At 59.8% G+C, this 18,104-nt stretch carries 19 protein-coding genes and 1 riboswitch; of the genes, 8 read left to right on the top strand and 11 right to left on the bottom strand.

Going from position 1 to position 18,104, the window contains the following annotated elements; genetic code table 11:
- A partial coding sequence (uvrA, locus tag PKC81_RS05730; RefSeq protein WP_324333993.1) for an excinuclease ABC subunit UvrA occupies window positions 1-2,730 on the bottom strand: 2,730 nt, incomplete at its 3' end.
- Window positions 2,731-2,843: 113 nt separating this feature from the next.
- Here uvrA and PKC81_RS05725 point away from each other — a divergent pair.
- Window positions 2,844-3,749, top strand: a complete 906-nt coding sequence (locus PKC81_RS05725; RefSeq protein WP_324333991.1) for a murein L,D-transpeptidase catalytic domain-containing protein — start codon at window positions 2,844-2,846, stop codon at window positions 3,747-3,749.
- 12 nt (window positions 3,750-3,761) lie between these two features.
- On the opposite strand, the gene PKC81_RS05720 is transcribed toward PKC81_RS05725, so the two are convergent.
- The 4 genes from PKC81_RS05720 to PKC81_RS05705 form a co-directional block, all read right to left on the bottom strand.
- Window positions 3,762-4,370, bottom strand: coding sequence for a DUF4126 domain-containing protein (locus tag PKC81_RS05720; protein ID WP_324333990.1), 609 nt, complete (start codon window positions 4,368-4,370; stop codon window positions 3,762-3,764).
- A gap of 200 nt (window positions 4,371-4,570) precedes the next feature.
- A complete protein-coding gene (locus PKC81_RS05715) occupies window positions 4,571-5,086 on the bottom strand; it encodes a hypothetical protein (RefSeq protein ID WP_324333988.1) in 516 nt (171 codons plus the stop codon).
- A gap of 53 nt (window positions 5,087-5,139) precedes the next feature.
- Window positions 5,140-6,093, bottom strand: coding sequence for a hypothetical protein (locus PKC81_RS05710; protein ID WP_324333986.1), 954 nt, complete (start codon window positions 6,091-6,093; stop codon window positions 5,140-5,142).
- Window positions 6,090-6,659, bottom strand: a complete 570-nt coding sequence (locus tag PKC81_RS05705) for a sigma-70 family RNA polymerase sigma factor (protein WP_324333984.1) — start codon at window positions 6,657-6,659, stop codon at window positions 6,090-6,092. Before PKC81_RS05705 ends, PKC81_RS05710 begins: the two co-directional genes overlap by 4 nt.
- A 115-nt stretch (window positions 6,660-6,774) precedes the next feature.
- On the opposite strand from PKC81_RS05705, the gene PKC81_RS05700 reads away from it, so the two are divergent.
- Entirely contained in the window at window positions 6,775-7,575 is an 801-nt protein-coding gene (locus PKC81_RS05700) for an NUDIX hydrolase (RefSeq protein ID WP_324333982.1), read from the top strand.
- A gap of 4 nt (window positions 7,576-7,579) precedes the next feature.
- Window positions 7,580-8,845 carry a nucleoside transporter C-terminal domain-containing protein gene (locus PKC81_RS05695; RefSeq protein WP_324333980.1) on the top strand — a complete coding sequence of 422 codons (1,266 nt, stop codon included), beginning with the start codon at window positions 7,580-7,582 and terminating at the stop codon, window positions 8,843-8,845.
- 175 nt (window positions 8,846-9,020) lie between these two features.
- Here PKC81_RS05695 and PKC81_RS05690 read toward each other — a convergent pair whose 3' ends face one another.
- Entirely contained in the window at window positions 9,021-9,338 is a 318-nt protein-coding gene (locus PKC81_RS05690; RefSeq protein WP_298601223.1) for a 2Fe-2S iron-sulfur cluster-binding protein, read from the bottom strand.
- A gap of 152 nt (window positions 9,339-9,490) precedes the next feature.
- Between PKC81_RS05690 and trxB the strand changes: the two genes are divergently transcribed.
- A complete protein-coding gene (trxB, locus tag PKC81_RS05685; protein ID WP_324333977.1) occupies window positions 9,491-10,444 on the top strand; it encodes a thioredoxin-disulfide reductase in 954 nt (317 codons plus the stop codon).
- A gap of 57 nt (window positions 10,445-10,501) precedes the next feature.
- Here trxB and PKC81_RS05680 read toward each other — a convergent pair whose 3' ends face one another.
- Window positions 10,502-11,035, bottom strand: a complete 534-nt coding sequence (locus tag PKC81_RS05680) for a DUF4199 domain-containing protein (RefSeq protein WP_324333975.1) — start codon at window positions 11,033-11,035, stop codon at window positions 10,502-10,504.
- Window positions 11,036-11,129: 94 nt separating this feature from the next.
- Entirely contained in the window at window positions 11,130-11,543 is a 414-nt protein-coding gene (locus PKC81_RS05675) for a response regulator transcription factor (RefSeq protein ID WP_324333973.1), read from the bottom strand.
- Between the two features lie 93 nt (window positions 11,544-11,636).
- Here PKC81_RS05675 and PKC81_RS05670 point away from each other — a divergent pair, with 93 nt between their 5' ends.
- Entirely contained in the window at window positions 11,637-12,809 is a 1,173-nt protein-coding gene (locus PKC81_RS05670) for a M48 family metallopeptidase (RefSeq protein WP_324333971.1), read from the top strand.
- A 149-nt stretch (window positions 12,810-12,958) separates the two neighbouring features.
- On the opposite strand, the gene PKC81_RS05665 is transcribed toward PKC81_RS05670, so the two are convergent.
- Entirely contained in the window at window positions 12,959-15,043 is a 2,085-nt protein-coding gene (locus tag PKC81_RS05665) for a malate synthase G (protein WP_324333969.1), read from the bottom strand.
- A 133-nt stretch (window positions 15,044-15,176) separates the two neighbouring features.
- Between PKC81_RS05665 and PKC81_RS05660 the strand changes: the two genes are divergently transcribed.
- Together PKC81_RS05660 and PKC81_RS05655 are read left to right on the top strand one after the other, a co-directional pair.
- Window positions 15,177-15,974 (top strand): class I mannose-6-phosphate isomerase, encoded by a 798-nt coding sequence (locus PKC81_RS05660; protein WP_324333967.1) that lies wholly within the window; start codon window positions 15,177-15,179, stop codon window positions 15,972-15,974.
- 118 nt (window positions 15,975-16,092) lie between these two features.
- A complete protein-coding gene (locus PKC81_RS05655; RefSeq protein ID WP_324333965.1) occupies window positions 16,093-16,233 on the top strand; it encodes a hypothetical protein in 141 nt (46 codons plus the stop codon).
- A gap of 8 nt (window positions 16,234-16,241) precedes the next feature.
- Here PKC81_RS05655 and PKC81_RS05650 read toward each other — a convergent pair whose 3' ends face one another.
- The gene (locus PKC81_RS05650) at window positions 16,242-16,670 is read right to left on the bottom strand and encodes a DUF1801 domain-containing protein (RefSeq protein ID WP_324333963.1); all 429 of its coding nucleotides are present in this window, start codon (window positions 16,668-16,670) and stop codon (window positions 16,242-16,244) included.
- Window positions 16,671-16,703: 33 nt separating this feature from the next.
- Window positions 16,704-16,839, top strand: a riboswitch (yybP-ykoY riboswitch).
- 65 nt (window positions 16,840-16,904) lie between these two features.
- On the opposite strand from PKC81_RS05650, the gene PKC81_RS05645 reads away from it, so the two are divergent.
- Window positions 16,905-17,471 (top strand): TMEM165/GDT1 family protein, encoded by a 567-nt coding sequence (locus tag PKC81_RS05645; protein WP_324333998.1) that lies wholly within the window; start codon window positions 16,905-16,907, stop codon window positions 17,469-17,471.
- Here the strand turns inward: PKC81_RS05645 and PKC81_RS05640 are convergent.
- Entirely contained in the window at window positions 17,468-18,046 is a 579-nt protein-coding gene (locus tag PKC81_RS05640) for a TetR/AcrR family transcriptional regulator (RefSeq protein WP_324333961.1), read from the bottom strand. The genes PKC81_RS05645 and PKC81_RS05640 overlap by 4 nt on opposite strands.
- Window positions 18,047-18,104: the final 58 nt, after the last annotated feature.

Raw genomic sequence — 18,104 nt, 5'->3', positions numbered from 1 at the left:
GCGGCGGCTGAGTTCCTTGGCGAGTTTCACGCGCTGCGCCTCGCCGCCTGACAGCGTCGTTGCCTGCTGGCCGACCTTGACATAGCCGAGCCCGACCTCTGCCAGCATCGCCATCTTGTCGCGGATCGGGGGGACGGCCTTGAATATCTCCACCGCATCCTCGACCGTCATGTCGAGCACGTCGGCGATCGACAGCCCCTTCCACTTCACCTCCAGCGTTTCGCGGTTATAGCGTTTGCCGTGGCATTCCTCGCACGTCACATAGACGTCGGGCAGGAAGTGCATCTCGATCTTGATCAGGCCATCGCCACTGCACGTTTCGCAGCGCCCGCCCTTTACGTTAAAGCTGAACCGGCCGGGCTTGTAGCCGCGCGCCTCTGACTCGGGCAGGCCGGCGAACCAATCGCGGATATTGGTGAAGGCGCCGGTATAGGTGGCGGGGTTGCTGCGCGGGGTGCGGCCGATGGGCGACTGGTCGATGTCGATCACCTTGTCGCAATGCTCAAGGCCCGTCACCTTGTCATGCGCGCCCGCAATCACCCGCGCGCCGTTCAATTGCCGCGCGGCGGCGGCGTAGAGCGTGTCGATGGTAAAGCTCGATTTACCCGACCCCGAAACGCCGGTGATGCAGCAGAATGTTCCCAAGGGGATCGATGCCGTGACATTTTTCAGATTGTTCGCGCGCGCGCCGTGGAGGGTGAGCTTCTTGCCATTGCCCTTGCGCCGCTTCTTCGGAACCGCGATTTCGCGGGTGCCGTTCAAATAATCGGCGGTGAGCGATTGCGCCTTGAGGATCGTCTCCAGCGTCCCCTCCGCCATCACCGTGCCGCCGTGGACGCCAGCCCCTGGGCCGAGATCGACGATCCAGTCGGCGGTGCGGATCGCATCCTCGTCATGCTCGACCACGATCACGGTGTTGCCAAGGTCGCGCAGCCGCTGCAGCGTGGCGAGCAGGCGGTCATTATCCTTCTGGTGCAGGCCGATGCTGGGTTCATCGAGCACATAGAGCACGCCCGACAGGCCGGAGCCGATTTGCGAGGCGAGGCGGATGCGCTGGCTCTCCCCGCCGGAGAGGGTGCCGCTGGTGCGATCGAGGTTCAGATAATCGAGCCCGACATTGTTGAGGAAGCCCAGCCGCTCGTTGATCTCTTTCAGGATCGCCTTGGCGATTTGCGACTGGGTGGGGGTGAGCTGCGCGTCGAGATTGCTGAACCAGACCAGCGCATCCGCCACGCTCATCCGCGTGGGTTCGGAGATGTTGGCACCCGCGATCTTGACCGAAAGCGCCTCGGGCTTGAGGCGCGCGCCGTGGCAGGTCTCGCAGGGCTGGCTGGTCTGGAACTTGCCCAGCTCCTCGCGCATCCACGCGCTGTCGGTCTGCAACATGCGGCGGTTGAGATTGCCGATCACGCCCTCGAACGGTTTGCGCACGGAATATTCCTTGCGCCCGTCCATGAAGGTCAGCTCGACCGGCAGCCCGCCGGTGCCGTGCAGGATGATCATCCGCTGATCGGGCTGCAGCGCGTTCCACGGCGTGGTGAGGTCGAAATCATAGGCCTTCGCCAGGCTCGCCAGCACCTGCATGTAATAGGGGCTGGGCGGGTTTGATTTCGCCCAGGGCACCACCGCCCCCTGCTTCAGGCTCAACCCCTCATTGGGGACGACAAGCTGCGGGTCGAACTCCAGCCGCTCGCCAAGCCCGTCGCAATCGGGGCAGGCCCCCTGCGGCGCGTTGAAGCTGAACAGGCGCGGCTCGATCTCCGCGATGGTGAAGCCCGATACGGGGCAAGCGAATTTTTCGCTGAACACGATGCGGTTGGGGGGCAGGCCGGTGCCTTTGAGGTTCCCCTCCCGCCTGCGGGAGGGGTCAGGGGAGGGTGTGTCGGTTTCGGGCCCTCCCCCGGCCCCTCCCGCAAGCGGGAGGGGGGTAGCACCCTTGAACTCCGCCCGTGCCTCACCGAACGCCGTCGGCACCGCATCCGCACCGCCCATTGCCTCCGCCACCGTGCCGTCCGCCAGATCGACAAAGGCCAGCCCTTCAGCCAGCTTCAACGCCTGCTCAAACGAGTCCGCCAACCGCGTCTGGATGCCGTCTTTCACGACGATTCGGTCGACCACGACCTCGATGTCATGCTTGTACTTCTTGTCGAGCGCGGGGGCTTCCTCGATGGGGTAGAATTCGCCGTCGATGCGCACGCGGGTATAGCCCGCTTTCTGCCATTCGAGCAGTTCCTTGCGATACTCGCCCTTGCGCCCGCGCACCACGGGGGCGAGCAGATAGGCTCGTGTGCCCTCGGGCAGCTGCATGACGCGGTCGACCATCTGCGTCACCGTTTGTGCGGTAATCGGCAGGCCGGTGGCCGGCGAATAGGGAACCCCGACGCGCGCCCACAACAGGCGCATATAGTCGTAGATTTCGGTGACCGTCGCGACCGTCGAACGCGGGTTGCGGCTGGTGGTCTTCTGCTCGATCGAAATCGCCGGGGAAAGCCCCTCGATATGCTCGACATCGGGCTTCTGCATCATCTCGAGGAATTGCCGCGCATAAGCGGAGAGGCTCTCCACATAGCGCCGCTGCCCCTCGGCATAGATGGTATCAAAAGCGAGGCTCGATTTGCCGCTGCCCGACAGGCCGGTGATCACGATCAGCTTGTCGCGCGGCAGATCGATATCGATGCCTTTGAGGTTGTGCTCGCGCGCACCGCGCACGCTGATGTGGGTGAGGCTCATAGACCGCTTGTTCCAGATTTGTTCGCAAAGCGCAAGAGTCGCGCTGTTCCAAAACGAGATGGCTGTCGATGAGGGGTTTTGCAACCCAGCGCTTTTGCTGTAAATTGAACATCATGCAGCGACCTGGGGGCAGATTCGCAGCGTATCGAAACGCTTTGTGCGCGATGCTCGGCATCGTCTCATTGGCTGCACCTGCTGTCGCGCAATCCGAGATTGTCTTCGCCCCCGGCACCGGCGATGCGACCCTGATCACCGCCCAACCCGCCGGCCCCGCATTCAAGCGTTTCTCTTGCAGCGGCTTTCAGGAAGCCAAGGCGAAACTGCTGTCTGTCTATTCGGCCGAGCATCCGGAGGGTCTGGCAACGCCGCAACACCGGCTAGACCGCTCGCTGCTCGACGAAACGCTGGCGAGCTATGAAAAGCATGTCTGCCTTTGGGGCAGCGGCAGCGGGCCGTCGATGATGGTGGTCGTCGATTTCGCCAAGCGCAGCGCGGACCCGCGGCTCTATGTGGTCGATCTGGAAAGCGGGCAGGGGCTTGATAACCCGGTGGTGGTCGCACATGGCATCGGCTCGGATCCCGATGATGATGGCTATGCCGACGCCTTTGGCAATGCCTATGAAAGCTGGATGTCCTCGCTCGGCGCGGCGCGTGGAGGGGAGTTGTATCGCGGGCGCAATGGCCTGTCATTGCGGCTCGACGGGCTCGATCCGTCGAACAGTGCGATGCGCACGCGCGATATTGTCGTGCACAGCTATGCAGCTGAGCGTCGGCGCTATTTCAACTATAGCCTGATGTCGGCGCGCGGCGGCAAGCCGGGGACGAGCGAGGGCTGCTTCGTGGTCGAACCGCATCGGCGTGATTGGCTGTACGACCGGTTGCGCGATGGCGGCTTCCTCTATGCCGGGCTAGGCAAGCAAGGGATGGAGCAACGGGGCAAGCCGGTACCCGTGCAGTCTGCGCCAGCCCAATCCGCTTTCCAGCAGGTCTTGTTCCGTCAGGGGACTGGGACTGAATAAACCGCTTGGCCCTCACCCTTGTGGCGGAGTGGTTCCGGGTTGGGGTGCGAACAATTTCTGCAACATGCGTTTGGCCGCGAACAGCCCCCAGATGGTCAGTGCGAGCAAGACCAGCGCGATGACCGCTGCGATTACCGGATTTGCGAAAGCCAGTGCCAGTAATCCGCCAGTCACGATATCTTCGGCAGTCGAGAGAATGACGTTGCTCACCGGTTCCGGACTGGTGTTGACCGCCGCGCGCGTCGTCGCCTTGGTCGCGTGACTTGCGAGCGCCGCCCCGCCGCCCAGCAGGAAGACGATGACCTGCCAGACCGGATCACCGGCATCGACGACGGCCAGCGCCAGCATCGCTCCGCCCAAAGGCCGGATCAATGTGTTGAGGCCATCCCAGATCGAATCGAGCCAGGCGACCTTGTCGGCGAAAAACTCCGCAATCGCGCCAAGCCCTGCAATGCCGATCACCCAAGGGTTAGCGAGCGCATCGAGCATTTTGAGATTTTCGGGTAAATCGACCACGCCGAAATACATGGCGAGGCCAGTGCCAAAGACCGTCAGGTAAAGCCTCCACCCCGATAGCAAGCTGACACTTGCGGCGAGGCCCAGCAATTCGACGATACCCATCCAGCTTCTCCCCGAGTTGCGCTGCGGATACCGCTATCGTGCCAGCTTGTGGGCACGGTGGCAATGGGGTGACGCCAGAGTTTACGTTGGGCGGGCTTCTCCCCTGCCGCAAGCGGGAGGCAAGTATCGGGCTGGCCGCCCCGTCCGGGTGTGTGATGGACGAACGGGACGGCCAAAGGGAAAGGGAGAGGGGTGCCGCCTTAGCGTTTGCGCTGTTTGCGGGTTACACTGGTGTCGCGGGTGACGTTGCCGTTTGACCGCGAAACCGTGTCGGTGCGGTTATAGATTTCGGAACCATTGCGCGAAGCTGAACGGTTGGCGGTGAAGCCGTTATCGGTGCGGGTCTTTGAACCCGTATAGCTATATTCGCCACCATTGGGCCCGGTGCCGTTGCCAGTCGCCGTCCAGCCATTGTCGGTCTTGGTGCGCTCAACATCATAGGTTGCGGTCTTGCCGTTGAAGCCGGTGCGTGATCCGCTGCCGGTGAAGCCGGTATCGGTACGCTGACGGTCGCGTTCGGTGGTTGCGGTCGCACCGTCGCTTTTGCGGGTCACGATCTTGTCTGAACTGAAAGTGCCTGCGTCCTTGTCGCGGACGGAAGTTTTCGTGCCGCTGGCCTTGGGACCATCAAAGGTCGAGGTGCGGGTTTGCGGTTCTGCTTGTGCGATTCCTGTAAGAAACGCGGCGGAGAGGGTAAACACTATCAGCTTTTTCATGGGCCAAATCCTTTGCAGTCTATTGAAGGCCGTTTTTGACTGCCTTCAGATAGTCAACGCACGACCTCGCCATTCCCTTCGCTTTCGGGTGCAATTTTTTCTGCTTCAGGCGAAGTCGCTGACGCTGATTGCACGATGGCCAGCAATTCGCGGCGGATGGCGCGACGCTCTGCAGGTGCGGCTGTCCGCATCTGCTCGCGCAATTCGCGGACGCGCGCCTGCTGTTCGGGTGGCAATTGACGAAATGCTTCGCGTCGCGCTTCCGCCTTGGCTGGATCAATCCGGGGCTGTCGCAGCTGTTCCCGATTCGCGGCCTTGTCTTCGACAATTATGCCGGTCGCGGCTTCTGTGCGCAGAGCCATTTCGCGGCGCGCCAGCTCGCGTCCGATTTTGCGCCGGATTGCGGGATTTTGCAGCAGCCGATGTTCGGCAAGCGCGCGCCGCAATTCAGGGAGTGTTACCTCACCCTTTTCGAGCATGGTCTCGATTTCTTGCCGCGCGATGGCGAGACGTTCCTGCCTTGGCAGTGCCCGAAACTCGGGATCAGTGCGCAGCCGCTGGTATAGCGCGCGCACCGCCTGGCGTCCGTTCGGGGTGAGTTCGGTTTCCGGTTTAGCTGGAACCATTTCCTTGCTGACGACAGCGGGTTTCGCTTTGGGCTTGGGAATATCCTTTTGGGGCAGTTCTACCAGCTTGGCCTTGGCAAGTGCGTCGCTTACAACGGGGACATAGACGGGTTCCCCGAAAAATCCTGATGCGGCGGCGGTTGCGGTGGCGATACCGAAAGCGGCGACCACCGTGACAATCCGCCCCGAACGGCGCCAGCCAGCGCTGCCAAGACGTCGGCGGGCCGGAGCGAGTGGTGGCGTGATTGAAGAAGATTCGACAGGCAAATCACCCGCTGTGATGCGTGCGGCCAGTCGGTCGCCAAAGCCATGCGGCAAAGGCGGAACCGTCAGCCGGTCGAGCGCGGCGGCGATATGCGGCGGGAAGGCAGGATCGGTCATGCCGTGACCCCTTTGCCTTCGACGCAGTCCCGCAGGCTGGCCCGCGCGCGGAACAGCAGCGATTCAAACGCCTTGATCTGCATGGCCAATATGTCGGCGGCCATCCTGTTTTGCCTTTCCTCATAATAGGTCAGCACAATCGCTGCACGTTGCCGGTCGGGCAGTGCCTCAATGCAGGCGGCAACGGCGGTGCGGACTTCATCTTCTTCGATTGCCTCGTCGGTCAATGGGCTTTCATCGGCGCGTTCGGGCACCGCATCGTCGCCGACAAAGCGACGCCGACGGATTCGATCGAGGCAGGCATTGGTCGATACCCGCGTCAGCCATGCGGCCACGCCGGGGCCGCCTGCCTGCCAACGCTCGGCATATTGCCACAGCCGCAGCAGCGCATCCTGCGCGACATCCTCGGCCTCGGCAGCATCGTTCAACATGCGATAGGCAATCCGCCAGGGGATGTCGGCATGCCGATCGGCGAGCAGGCGTAGCGCAGACGGGTCGCGCGCGGCGACACGCACCATCAGCGCATCATCGCTTTCGGTCGCTATCGCTTGCGCGGTTGTCGCCATTCAGCTCTGGTCCTTCGCTTCACTGCCATTGATGCTATAACGTGCGGGTTACAAAAACCCTTCGCGAAAAAATGATAGCTTGGCAGACGCGTCTTTCCATGCTGCAAAGGGACCGATGTCTGAAGAATTATTGATCCACCCCGTCACCGGCGAAGTCATGCCGCCCGCGACCCCCGCCGCCACCATGGTCATTTTCCGCAACAATCCGGAAGGCGGCCCGCCGCTGATCCTGATGGTCGAGCGGGTGAAGTCGATGGCCTTTGCCGGGGGGATGGTTGTTTTTCCGGGTGGGAAGGTCGACGATCACGACCGCGCTTATGCGGGGATCATCGACCATGGGCTTGATCTGCACGAAGCCGCTGCGCGGTTGGCGGTAATCCGCGAAACGATTGAAGAGGCAGGCCTTGCTCTTGCGCTGGATGGCGTCGTTGATGCAGCCGATTGCGCCGAGGCGCGCGCCGCGCTGCATGACGGCGCGAGCCTGAAGGAAATCTGCGACGATAATGGCTGGACGCCACAACTCGACAGGCTGGTTCCTTGGGCCCGCTGGCGCCCGCCCAATCTGGAGACGCGCGTGTTCGATACCCGCTTCTATCTGCTCAATGCAGGCGATGCGCATTTGCCTGCCGTGGTCGACAACACCGAAAACCGCATGCTCTTCTGGGATAGCGCGCCGGGCATTCTCGACAAGATTGCGCGCAAAGAGGTCAAGGCCATTTTCCCCACGGTGCGCAATCTGGAGCGGCTGGCGCTGTTCGAAAGTTTTGACGATGCTGCTGCGCATGCTGCCGACTATCCGGTGAAGCTGTTGCTTACCTATGTCGAGGAGCGCGATGGCGTGCCGCATATCTGCATCCCCGAAGGCCATGGCTATCCGGTGGTTGCCGAGGCGATGACCACCGCGACCCGCGGCTAGGCGCTTGGCGATTTTTGCACAGCTCCAGGGGCTGTTGGGCGTTGCCCTGATCGTTCTGCTGGCATGGGTATTTTCGGAAAACCGGAAGCAGCTCCCCGGCTGGCGCTGGATTGGCGGAGCATTGCTGCTGCAACTTGCACTCGCGCTGTTTATCGTGCGGGTGCCGTTTGTCTGGGATGCGATTGGCGTTGCTAACCATGCCGTGCAGGCGATCGAGAAAGCGACGCTGGTGGGGTCGAGCTATATGTTCGGCTATCTGGGTGGCGCGCCTTTGCCGTTTCCGGTGGCTGAGGGCAGCCAGCCACCGCTGATCATCGCTTTCCAGATCCTGCCGCTGGTGATCGTCTTTTCCGCGATTTCGGCCTTGCTCTGGCATTGGAAAATCCTGTCGTGGATTGTGCGCGGCCTGAGCTGGGCGTTGCAGCGGACATTGGGCGTCAGCGGTGTGGTCGGTCTTGGTGGCGGAGCGAATATCTTCCTTGGCGTGGTCGAGGCACCGCTCGTGCTGCGCGCCTATTTCGAGCGGATGAGCCGCAGCGAATTGTTCATGGTGATGGTGCTGACCATGTCGACGATATCGGGTGCGATCCTGATCCTCTATGCCACCACGTTGTCAAAGACCGTTCCCCATGCTGTCGGGCACATGATCTCCGCCTCGCTGATCTCGCTGCCCGCAGCCGTGCTGATCGCACGATTGATGGTGCCGGGCGACGGCAAGACTGCGACCGACCCTGACGATACCAGTCTGAAATATTACAGCAGCATCGACGCGATCATCCGCGGGACGATGGACGGGGTGCAACTGTTCCTCGCGGTGATCGGTGTGATCATTGTCGTCTTCGCGTTGGTCGCGCTGGTCGACCAGATGCTCAGCATATTGCCGCTGGTGGGGGGTGAGGAACTGACGTTGCACCGCATGTTCGGCTGGCTGTTCGCGCCGCTAATGTGGGCGATCGGCGTGCCGTGGAACGAGGCACCGACGGCAGGTGCGCTGATGGGTACCAAGGCGATCCTCAACGAATATGTCGCCTATCTCGATTTGGCGGCCTTGCCTGCGGGGGAATTGGCACCGCGCAGCCAGTTGATCGTCACTTATGCGCTGTGCGGCGTCGCCAATCTGGCCAGTGTGGGCCTGCTGGTCTCGACCATCGGCACGCTCTGTCCCGAACGCCGGGGCGAGGCCGCGGCGCTGGGGATGAAAAGCTGGGTTGCCGGAAATCTCGCCTCGGCGATGACCGGCGCGGCCATCGGGTTGGTGACGGCGGTTTGAGCGGAAGTGACGCGACTCCCCGACGCAACTCAAACTCGTCATTCCCGCGAAGGCGGGAATCCATCACCCGTCGATGAAATTTATTCCGCCGGTGATGGACCCCCGCATTCGCGGGGGTGGCGAATATACAAAATGACCTTGAGTGTGTGCTTTCAGTATTGAGGTAAAGTTTGAATCAATCTTCCGGCGCGATGGTGACGACCAGGCCTTCGAGGCTGTCGTTCATCTGGATCTGGCACGACAGGCGCGAGCTTTCGTTGCGGCTGTCGGTCGAATCGAGCAGGTCATTCTCGTCCTCGCTCATTGCCGGAACCTTGTCGGCAAAGGCGCTGTCGACAAAGACGTGGCAGGTCGCGCAGCTGCAGCAGCCGCCGCACAGCGCCAGCAGCTCGTCAAAGCCATTGTCGCGGATCACTTCCATCAGCGACAGGCCATTTTCGGCCTCTACATCGCGCGCTGATCCATTGCGAGAAATGACGGTAATTTTGGGCATGCGGGACTCCCCTGTTCGAAACTGTTTCGCGGGCCTGATAAAAGCGCCCTTACGTTAAGGGAAGCCTCTTTTTGTGGACAAACGATTTGAGGGCCTTGGCCTATGCAAGCGCGCTCCCTATGTCCGCTGCGAATAGCAGCAGGATTCTCTAAATGTCGAACGATCGCCACGCCCCCGTCATCATCATCGGCTCCGGCCCCGCCGGCTATACTGCGGCGGTCTATGCTGCGCGCGCGAACCTGACGCCGATGATCATCACCGGGGTCGAGGTTGGCGGGCAGTTGATGACGACGACCGAGGTCGACAACTGGCCGGGCGACGATGCCGGTGTGATGGGCCCAGAACTGATGGAGCGGATGAAGAAGCACGCCGAACGCTTCGGCACGCGGATCGAGAATGACTTTATCGAAAAGGTCGATTTTTCGAAGCGGCCTTTTACGCTGACCGGCGGCGCTGGCGATTATACCGCCGATGCCGTGATCATCGCGACGGGCGCCAGCGCGCAATATCTGGGGCTACCCAGCGAAACCGCCTTCATGGGCAAGGGCGTTTCGGCCTGCGCGACCTGCGACGGTTTCTTCTATCGCAACAAGCCTGTGGCCGTCATCGGCGGTGGTAATACCGCGGTAGAGGAGGCACTCTACCTTGCCAATATCGCCAGCCATGTGACTTTGGTGCACCGTCGCGACAAGCTGAAAGCCGAAAAGATCCTCCAGGACCGCCTTTTCGCGCGCGAAGCCGAGGGCAAGGTGACGATCAAATGGAACCACACACTCGATGAAGTGCTCGGCGATGCGATGGGCGTCACCGGTATGCGGATCAAATCGACGCAGGATGGCGCGACCGAGGATGTCGAATTGCACGGCGTGTTCGTTGCGATCGGTCACAAGCCCAACACGCAGATTTTCGAAGGCCATCTCGATATGGAGGGCGGCTATATCAAGGTGCGTGGCGGGAACCAGCAACAGTCAACCGAAACCAGCGTGTCCGGCGTTTTTGCCTGTGGCGACGTGATGGACCATGTCTATCGCCAGGCGGTCACGAGCGCGGGCACAGGCTGCATGGCCGCGCTCGATGCCGAGCGGTTTATCGACGCTGGCAGCTAAAAGACTGATGCTACAAAATCCCCCTCCCGCAAGCGGGAGGGGAGGTTATACGGCAACCTAGACTGCAGCTTTTGCCGGCATGAAGTTGCTTTTGCGGAGCAGCGCGGCGCTAATCAATGCAACCAGCATCCCTACAGGTGCAATTTCGGCCAGGGTGATTGCAATGCGGAACAGCGGGTTGGCATATTGTGCCTCGAATGCCTTCATCTCGGCGGTGAATTTGGCGATTTCAGCCGCCGGAGCACCTGCCGCCTGTTTGGCCGCGATTGTGCTGTCTACATAAGCGCGCATGAAGCTGTAATCGGTGGCGTACATATAGATTTCCCAGCCGATCACATAAAATAGCGACGCCACCGCCGCGATGCCCAGCCCGACGCCAACCGCGGGCCAGAAGCGGATCACACCGCCCAATGCCGTGTCGCGATATTTTTTCACGCCGATAAACACCATGCTCAGTGCGAGCAGCATGATGGAGTAGCCAACGAACACATTATGATCGTCGATCTCCGCACCCATCAGCCACCCGACCAGGAAACTGCTGGCAAGCACCAAACCGCTTATAGTGCCGTAAATTCCGATAATCCGTCCCATATCCTGTCTCCTTTTTCTGGACGGGCCGGAGCTAAGCCGCCTCAACGATGCAGGCTATCGCCCAAACGGGTGATTGGCGCACTCTCGTCCATTTTTACGGCAATATATCCAGCGTTCGTGCTTTGTGGATCGCCTCGGTCCGGTTGGCAGCCTCCAGCTTTTCAAACAGCCTTGCGACATGGGTCTTCACGGTATTAGGGGAGATGCCGAGCCGCCGCGCAATCACTTTGTTCGCCGCGCCCGAGGCAAGCAGATCGAGCACCTCGCATTCGCGATCGCTGATGCCGAGCGACCGGATCGCGGCAATATTGCGTTCGAATGCAGGTCCGCGCGGCCGTGCAGTCAGCCGATTGCCAACCCAGATCCCCAAAACCACGAAGAGGACGGCGACGATGCCAACATAAAATTCGGTCGACCAGGCCCGCACCGCATGCTTGTAATCGAGCCATTCGAGCAACAATGCCCCGCCCGCCAGCGCCAATCCATACAGGATCATAACCCTCCACATACGCGCGAATAAACCATTTGGCGCGATGCGAGGCAAGCCACTTGCCTATCTGGGCTGTATGACATAGGCAATACACCATCAGGAGGAAATAGCATGGCATTCAATCCGGCAGCGGAAACCGCGCGTTACATTGACAGTTTGGGGCCAGAGGTGCTGCAGAAGGCGGCGGATTATACCAGCGCGAGCCATTGGATGCTGCTGTGGGGGCTGCTGGCATCTGCCGTGGTGACTTGGATCATTGTCCGGCTGGGCATTCTCGACAAGGTTTCGGCGAAACTCGACACGCGCGGCTGGGGGCTGCGGACATGGCTGGTGGGCGTCACCTATTTCCTCGCTTCAGCCCTTATTGGCTTGCCTTGGGGCATCTATCAGGAATGGGGTTTCGAAAAATCCTATGGCCGTACCAGCCAGCCACTTGGGGACTTTCTAATGCAGAATGCGATCGGAACGTTGCTGTCGAGCCTTCTCGGCGCGTTGTTTTTCCTTGGCATTTATGCGCTGATCCGCAAGGCCGGGAAACGCTGGTGGCTCTGGTCAGGTGGGCTGGCGGCTTTTGCTGGCGCAGCAACGATGATTCTCTCGCCTGTACTGATCGAACCACTGTTCAACGAATATAAGCCGCTTCAGGATGGCCCTGTTAAGGCAGCCCTCGTCGATATGGCGGCGGAGGCGGGCATCCCTGCCGATCGCATCTTTGTTTATGATGGCTCGCGCCAATCGAACAATTTTACGGCCAATGTCTCTGGACTGTTTGGTTCAAAGCGGATCGCGATTTCGGATGTCGCGTTGAAGGGCGCGTCGCTTGACGAGGTGAAGGCGGTGACAGGCCATGAAATCGGCCATTATGTCAGCGGCCATATCTGGCGGATGGTGGGCGTGCTGGTGTTGCTCGCGATGGTGCTGTTTTTCCTTGCCGACCGCCTGTTCCCGCGTTTCGCCCGACTGTTTGGCAGCAACGCACACATTGGCGATCCAGTCGGTTTGCCGATCCTGATTTTCCTGGTCGGCTTTCTGGGCTTGTTCGCCCAGCCAGCCATGAATGCCGTTGTTCGTGCTGGTGAGCGTGAGGCAGACAATTATTCCCTCAAGCACGTGAATCTGCCGGATGCACTAGCCAGTGCCTTGGTTAAAACTGCCGAATACCGCTATCCGCGCCCGAGCGCCTTGCAGGAATCCCTGTTCTACACCCACCCGAGCGTTGAATGGCGGGTGCGCAATTCGATGGAGTGGAAGGCGAAGGGGCTAGGGGCTACCACGAAGAAGTAATAAGGTCATGCCTATCCAACTATTCGTGCCCCACATTCGTCTTTCCCGCGAAGGCGGGAATCCATCACCCGCCGATGAAATTTTTGCCGCCGGTGATGGACCCCCGCCTACGCGGGAGTGACGATATTTTTTATTACGGCATCGGGCTATTATGCCGCCGCCTTCTTCTCCAGCCGGAATTTGTGCAGCAACGGCTCGGTATAGCCGCTGGGCTGGGCAACGCCTTCATAGACCAATGCCCGGGCGGCCTTGAGGGCGATGCTGTTGCCTTCAAGCTTTTCGTACAGCGCATCGCCGGCATTCTGCGCGTCGACCTTGGCGGCCATTTTGGCGAAGGCGGCGTCAACCTGTTCGGGGGTGCAGACGCCGTGAAGCAGCCAGTTGGCGATATGCTGGGAAGAAATGCGCAGCGTGGCGCGGTCTTCCATCAAGCCGATATCGTGGATGTCGGGAACCTTGGAACAGCCAATGCCCTGATCGATCCAGCGCACGACATAGCCTAATATGCCCTGCGCGTTGTTTTCCAGCTCCTGCCGCACTTCCTCGGCAGACCAGTTGTGGCCGCGTGGCACCGCGGGAATGGTGAGCAGTGCGTCGAGCGCAGGCGTTTCCTTGCTCGCCAGTTCCTTCTGCTCTTCGAACACATCGACCATATGATAATGCATCGCGTGCAGGGTCGCGGCGGTGGGTGAGGGGACCCATGCGGTGTTTGCGCCCGATTTGGGATGGCCGATTTTTTGCGTCATCATATCCTTCATCATGTCGGGTGCGGCCCACATGCCTTTGCCGATCTGCGCCTTGCCCGACAGTCCGGCGGCAAGGCCGATCTGCACGTTGCGCGCTTCATAGGCCTGAATCCATGCGCTCGTCTTCATGTCCGCCTTGCGGATCATCGGGCCGGCCTGCATCGCGGTATGCATCTCGTCACCGGTACGATCAAGGAAGCCGGTGTTGATGAAGACGATGCGGTCCTTCACCGCATATATGCACGCCGCAAGGTTCGCGCTGGTGCGGCGTTCCTCGTCCATCACGCCAACCTTGATCGTGTGCCGGTCGAGACCGAGCAGATCTTCGACCGCGTCAAACAGGTCGTTGGTAAAGGCGCATTCTTCGGGGCCATGCTGTTTGGGCTTGACGATATAGATGCTGCCCGCGCGGCTGTTGCGATATTTGCCGAGGCCAAGCAGGTCGTGCATCGCGCAGAGCGATGTGAAGACTGCGTCGAGTATGCCCTCGGGCGCTTCGCTGCCATCGGGCAGCCGTGCCGCCGGGTTGGTCATCAAATGGCCGACATTGCGTACGAACATTACCGAGCGGCCGTGGAGCAGTTCCTCATCCCATTCGCGGTCGTCTTCGAGCGCGCGGGTCATGGTTTTCCCGCCCTTGTCAAAGCTCGCGGTCAGGTCTCCGCGCATCAGGCCGAGCCAGTTGGTGTAACCCTTGACCTTGTCTTCGGCGTCGACCGCCGCGACCGAATCCTCAAGGTCGATAATCGTGGTCAGCGCGGCTTCAAGGATGACGTCCGCAATACCTGCTTTGTCGGTCTTCCCGACCGGATGATTACGGTCGATGACGATTTCGATGCCAAGGCCGTTGTTGCGCAGCAGGATATCGTCACCGCGACGGATGATCGGGATTGCCGGATCGGCAAGCTGCAGGTCGCCGCCATCCCAATCGGCCCAGCTGCCGCTGGCAAGTGGAACTGCGGAGTCGAGGAATTTGCGTGCATAGGCGATCACCGCATCGCCGCGCGCAGTGTCATAGCCACCCGGCCGCGCTGCGGGCGCATCAAGCACGTCGGTGCCGTAAAGCGCATCGTAAAGGCTGCCCCAGCGCGCATTGGCGGCGTTGAGGACGAAGCGGTCGTTAAGCGCAGGCACCACGAGCTGCGGGCCTGCCATGGTCGCGATTTCGGCGTCGACATTCTGCGTACCGATTTTGAAGCCGGTGGGTTCGGGGACCAGATAACCGATTTCAGTCAGATAGGCCTTATAGGCAGCCATGTCCGCAATCGGCCCTGGATTGGCCTTGTGCCACGCATCAAGCTTTGCCTGCAAATCATCACGCTTGGCGAGCAAGGCGCGGTTGACGGGGACGAAGCGCGTGAGAATGTCGGCCAGACCTTGCCAGAGCGCATCGGCCTGCACACCTGTTCCCGGCAGTGCTTTGGCTTCGACAAATTCGGCGAGGGCGGACGCAACCTGCAATCCGGCGCGGTTTACATAGACTGTCATTTTTGGCTCCAGAGTGAACAATGGTGCCCGGGGAGAGTTATATTGTTCGCCGGGCCCTAGCGAGACTTTGCGGATTTCCAAAGCGGAAAGTTGGATAGGATATGGTAAGCTGTTGCTGCTAAAGGGAGTTTCGATGTTTCTGGAACGCCAATTTGTTGAAAAGCCCTGGGGGCGGGATGACCTCCCGCCTGAATTTGGCGCGCTCGGCGGGCAGCGGATCGGCGAAATCTGGTATAATGGCGTCGGGCAAACACCGCTTCCGCTGCTGGTCAAATGGATGTTCACTTCGGAAAAACTGTCGATCCAGGTCCATCCCTCGGAGGCGGATGCAAGGCGGCGAGGATTGCCTTCGGGCAAGGAAGAATGCTGGTATATTGTCGACGCCGAGCCGGGTGCGGTATTGGGCATTGGCACGAAGCGGGTGCTGTCGGCTGACGAATTGAGGGCTGCCTCACTCTCCGGAGAAATCGAAGAGCTTCTCGACTGGAAGACTGTGCGCGCTGGCGACTATTTCTATATCCCGGCGGGCACAGTTCATGCCATTGGCGCAGGCATCACGCTGGTCGAGGTTCAGCAACCTGCGGACATCACCTATCGCCTGTACGATTATGGACGCCCGCGCGAATTGCACCTTGAAGATGGCGTCTCTGTGGCGATTCCGGTGCCTTATAAGGATGCGCGGTCTGGGAATGTTTCGGGCAATCTGAAACTGGCTGAAGGACCACATTTCTGGTTTCACCATATAGTGGATGATGCAGGAAAAGGCACCATTAAAACGAGTGGATCCCATTGGATCGTGCCGATTTCAGGACATTCGATGCTGAATGGAGTGCCAATGAATCGCGGCGATTGCATCATGGTTGATTCGCTAGAACAAATTCACGTGGAGCGAGATTCTTCATTGCTGATTGCGGGCATTGCGAAAGGATGAGTGGTTAACCGTCCACTAGTACAACCTGCGACTTGAAAGTGAATCAGCCTCTGCTAGACACCCCGCTTTACAATTTGCGGAAGGATAACAATCCTCCGCTCAAGAGGGTTTATACGGGATGGAAGACAGGGAATTGATCGCTCTTGGCCTTGTTGCCGTGATGCTGATTATCGGTGCATTTCTGATTGCCCGGAGAATTAGCGCAAAGCGCGCATTTGAGTATCGTCAGTCAGGTCGCGGCAAGTCGATCAACGACTGAAAGCGGTTTCAGACTGGTGGATATTTATCCGCCATATAGGCGAGCGAACGGGCGCACAGCTCTTCCAACACAGCTTCGTCAATATCCGACAGCTTCTTGACATAAAGGCACGACTTGCCGGTTTTGTGCTTTCCAAGGCGCGTCATCAGTTCGGGCTGGCCTTCGAATCCGTCGATCAGATAGAGCACGGTCTGCCCCTTGCGTGGTGAAAAGCCGATGCGGCACATGTCGCCTTCCCGTCCGCTTTCATATTTGTAGTGATAGCTGCCAAATCCGATAATCGACGGACCCCACATCTTTGCAGGCTCGCCCGACAACCGCTCCATCAGAGCGCGGATCTTTTCGGCGTCGGCGCGCTGGTTGGCGTCGGCGACCGCAGCAATAAAGTCGTCGACGCTGACGGCTGTTTCCTTTGTCTTGTTTTCTGCCTTTGCCATGGCTTGCTTCCTCAATCCGACTCTCCTAGAGGCTAGTCCGTCATCTGGGGAGTAGCCAGCCGTTTCGGTTTAGAAGCGGGACATGCATCAACATATTTGGCTGAGAGGCCATGGTGCATGTGGGATCGCTGATTGCGGTTCAAGGCGAGACCAATGGCATCGGCGGTCTGTTCCGGCTGGGCGGGGCTGCTGGTGGCATTGCGTCTGTTTCCTGCCCGGCCCCGGAAGTATTTCATGGAAGCCTTTTTCACTTCTACCGCCATCGTTGCCTTTGCCGAGATTGGCGACAAGACGATGCTGCTCGCCATATTGCTGGCGACGCGTTTTCGTGAGCCGCTGCCCATTATTTTGGGCATATTGGCCGCCACGCTTCTCAACCACGCGCTGGCGGCCTTCGCTGGGCAACAGGTGGCTGGACTCCTCGACGCGCCTTGGTTCCGCTGGGCAGTTGCGTTGGGCTTTGTCGCAATGGCGCTATGGACGTTGGTGCCCGACACGATGGACGAGGATGAAGGTGATATAAGCCACAGGGGCAGTATATTCCTGACGACTGCTATCGCCTTTTTCATCGTCGAGATGGGTGACAAGACCCAGGTTGCAACGGTTGCGTTGGGCGCACAGTATCAATCGGTAATTGCCGTCGCCGCCGGCACCACGCTCGGCATGATGATTGCCAATGTGCCTGCGGTCTATCTGGGTGAAGAGCTGGTGAAGCGTGTGCCGCTGAACGTCATGCGCTGGATCGCAGCCACATTGTTCCTGGCGCTTGGTGTTTGGCAGATATGGGGTCTGGCCGGTTAGGGTAAAAGCGCTTCGATCAATGCAATATGGCGCGGGTGGCCGGTTTTTTCGTCCGCAAAACCGATGAAGTTTCCGTCGATCCGAAGCAGCACATAGCCATGGATAATCGAACAGGCCGCGACCACACGGCTCATGACGCTGATATTCGGCGGATCGCCGAATTCGGTGATCATGTTGGTGACGTGGCCGAACAGCTTTTCTGTCATTTCGGTCAATTTGACGTCAGATGAATCGAGCATATCCTGCCGCCACATCAGGCGATAGCGATTGGGGTTGTTCAGGCCGTAATTGTAGAAAGCGTCGACGAAGGCGAGCATCTTCTCCCGCGCGTCGGACATGTTCCGGATACCGGTTGCGGCGATCGCCTGCTGCAGTTCTTCAAAGCAGAATATCGCGACGCCGGTCAGCAACGCCCTTCGGTCCGCGAAGTGATTGACTGGCGCTGCATGTGAAACGCCTGCCTGCCGTGCAACCGCGCGTATCGTAACCGCTTCGACACCCTCTGAATCGAGCAGATGCAATGCTGCTTCGATCAAAGCCTGCTTCAGAGCGCCATGATGGTGGGCCTTTTTCATTTTTCTATATTGACACCGTCAATAAGATTGGTCAAATTGACAGTGTCAATATTGGAAT

Origin of the sequence: Sphingorhabdus sp. (assembly GCF_035329025.1) — a bacterium.
In the GTDB taxonomy this organism is placed as follows: Bacteria; Pseudomonadota; Alphaproteobacteria; order Sphingomonadales; family Sphingomonadaceae; genus Sphingorhabdus_B.
Note: the sequence above shows the minus strand (reverse complement) of the source record. Positions and strands in the feature narration are given on the sequence as shown.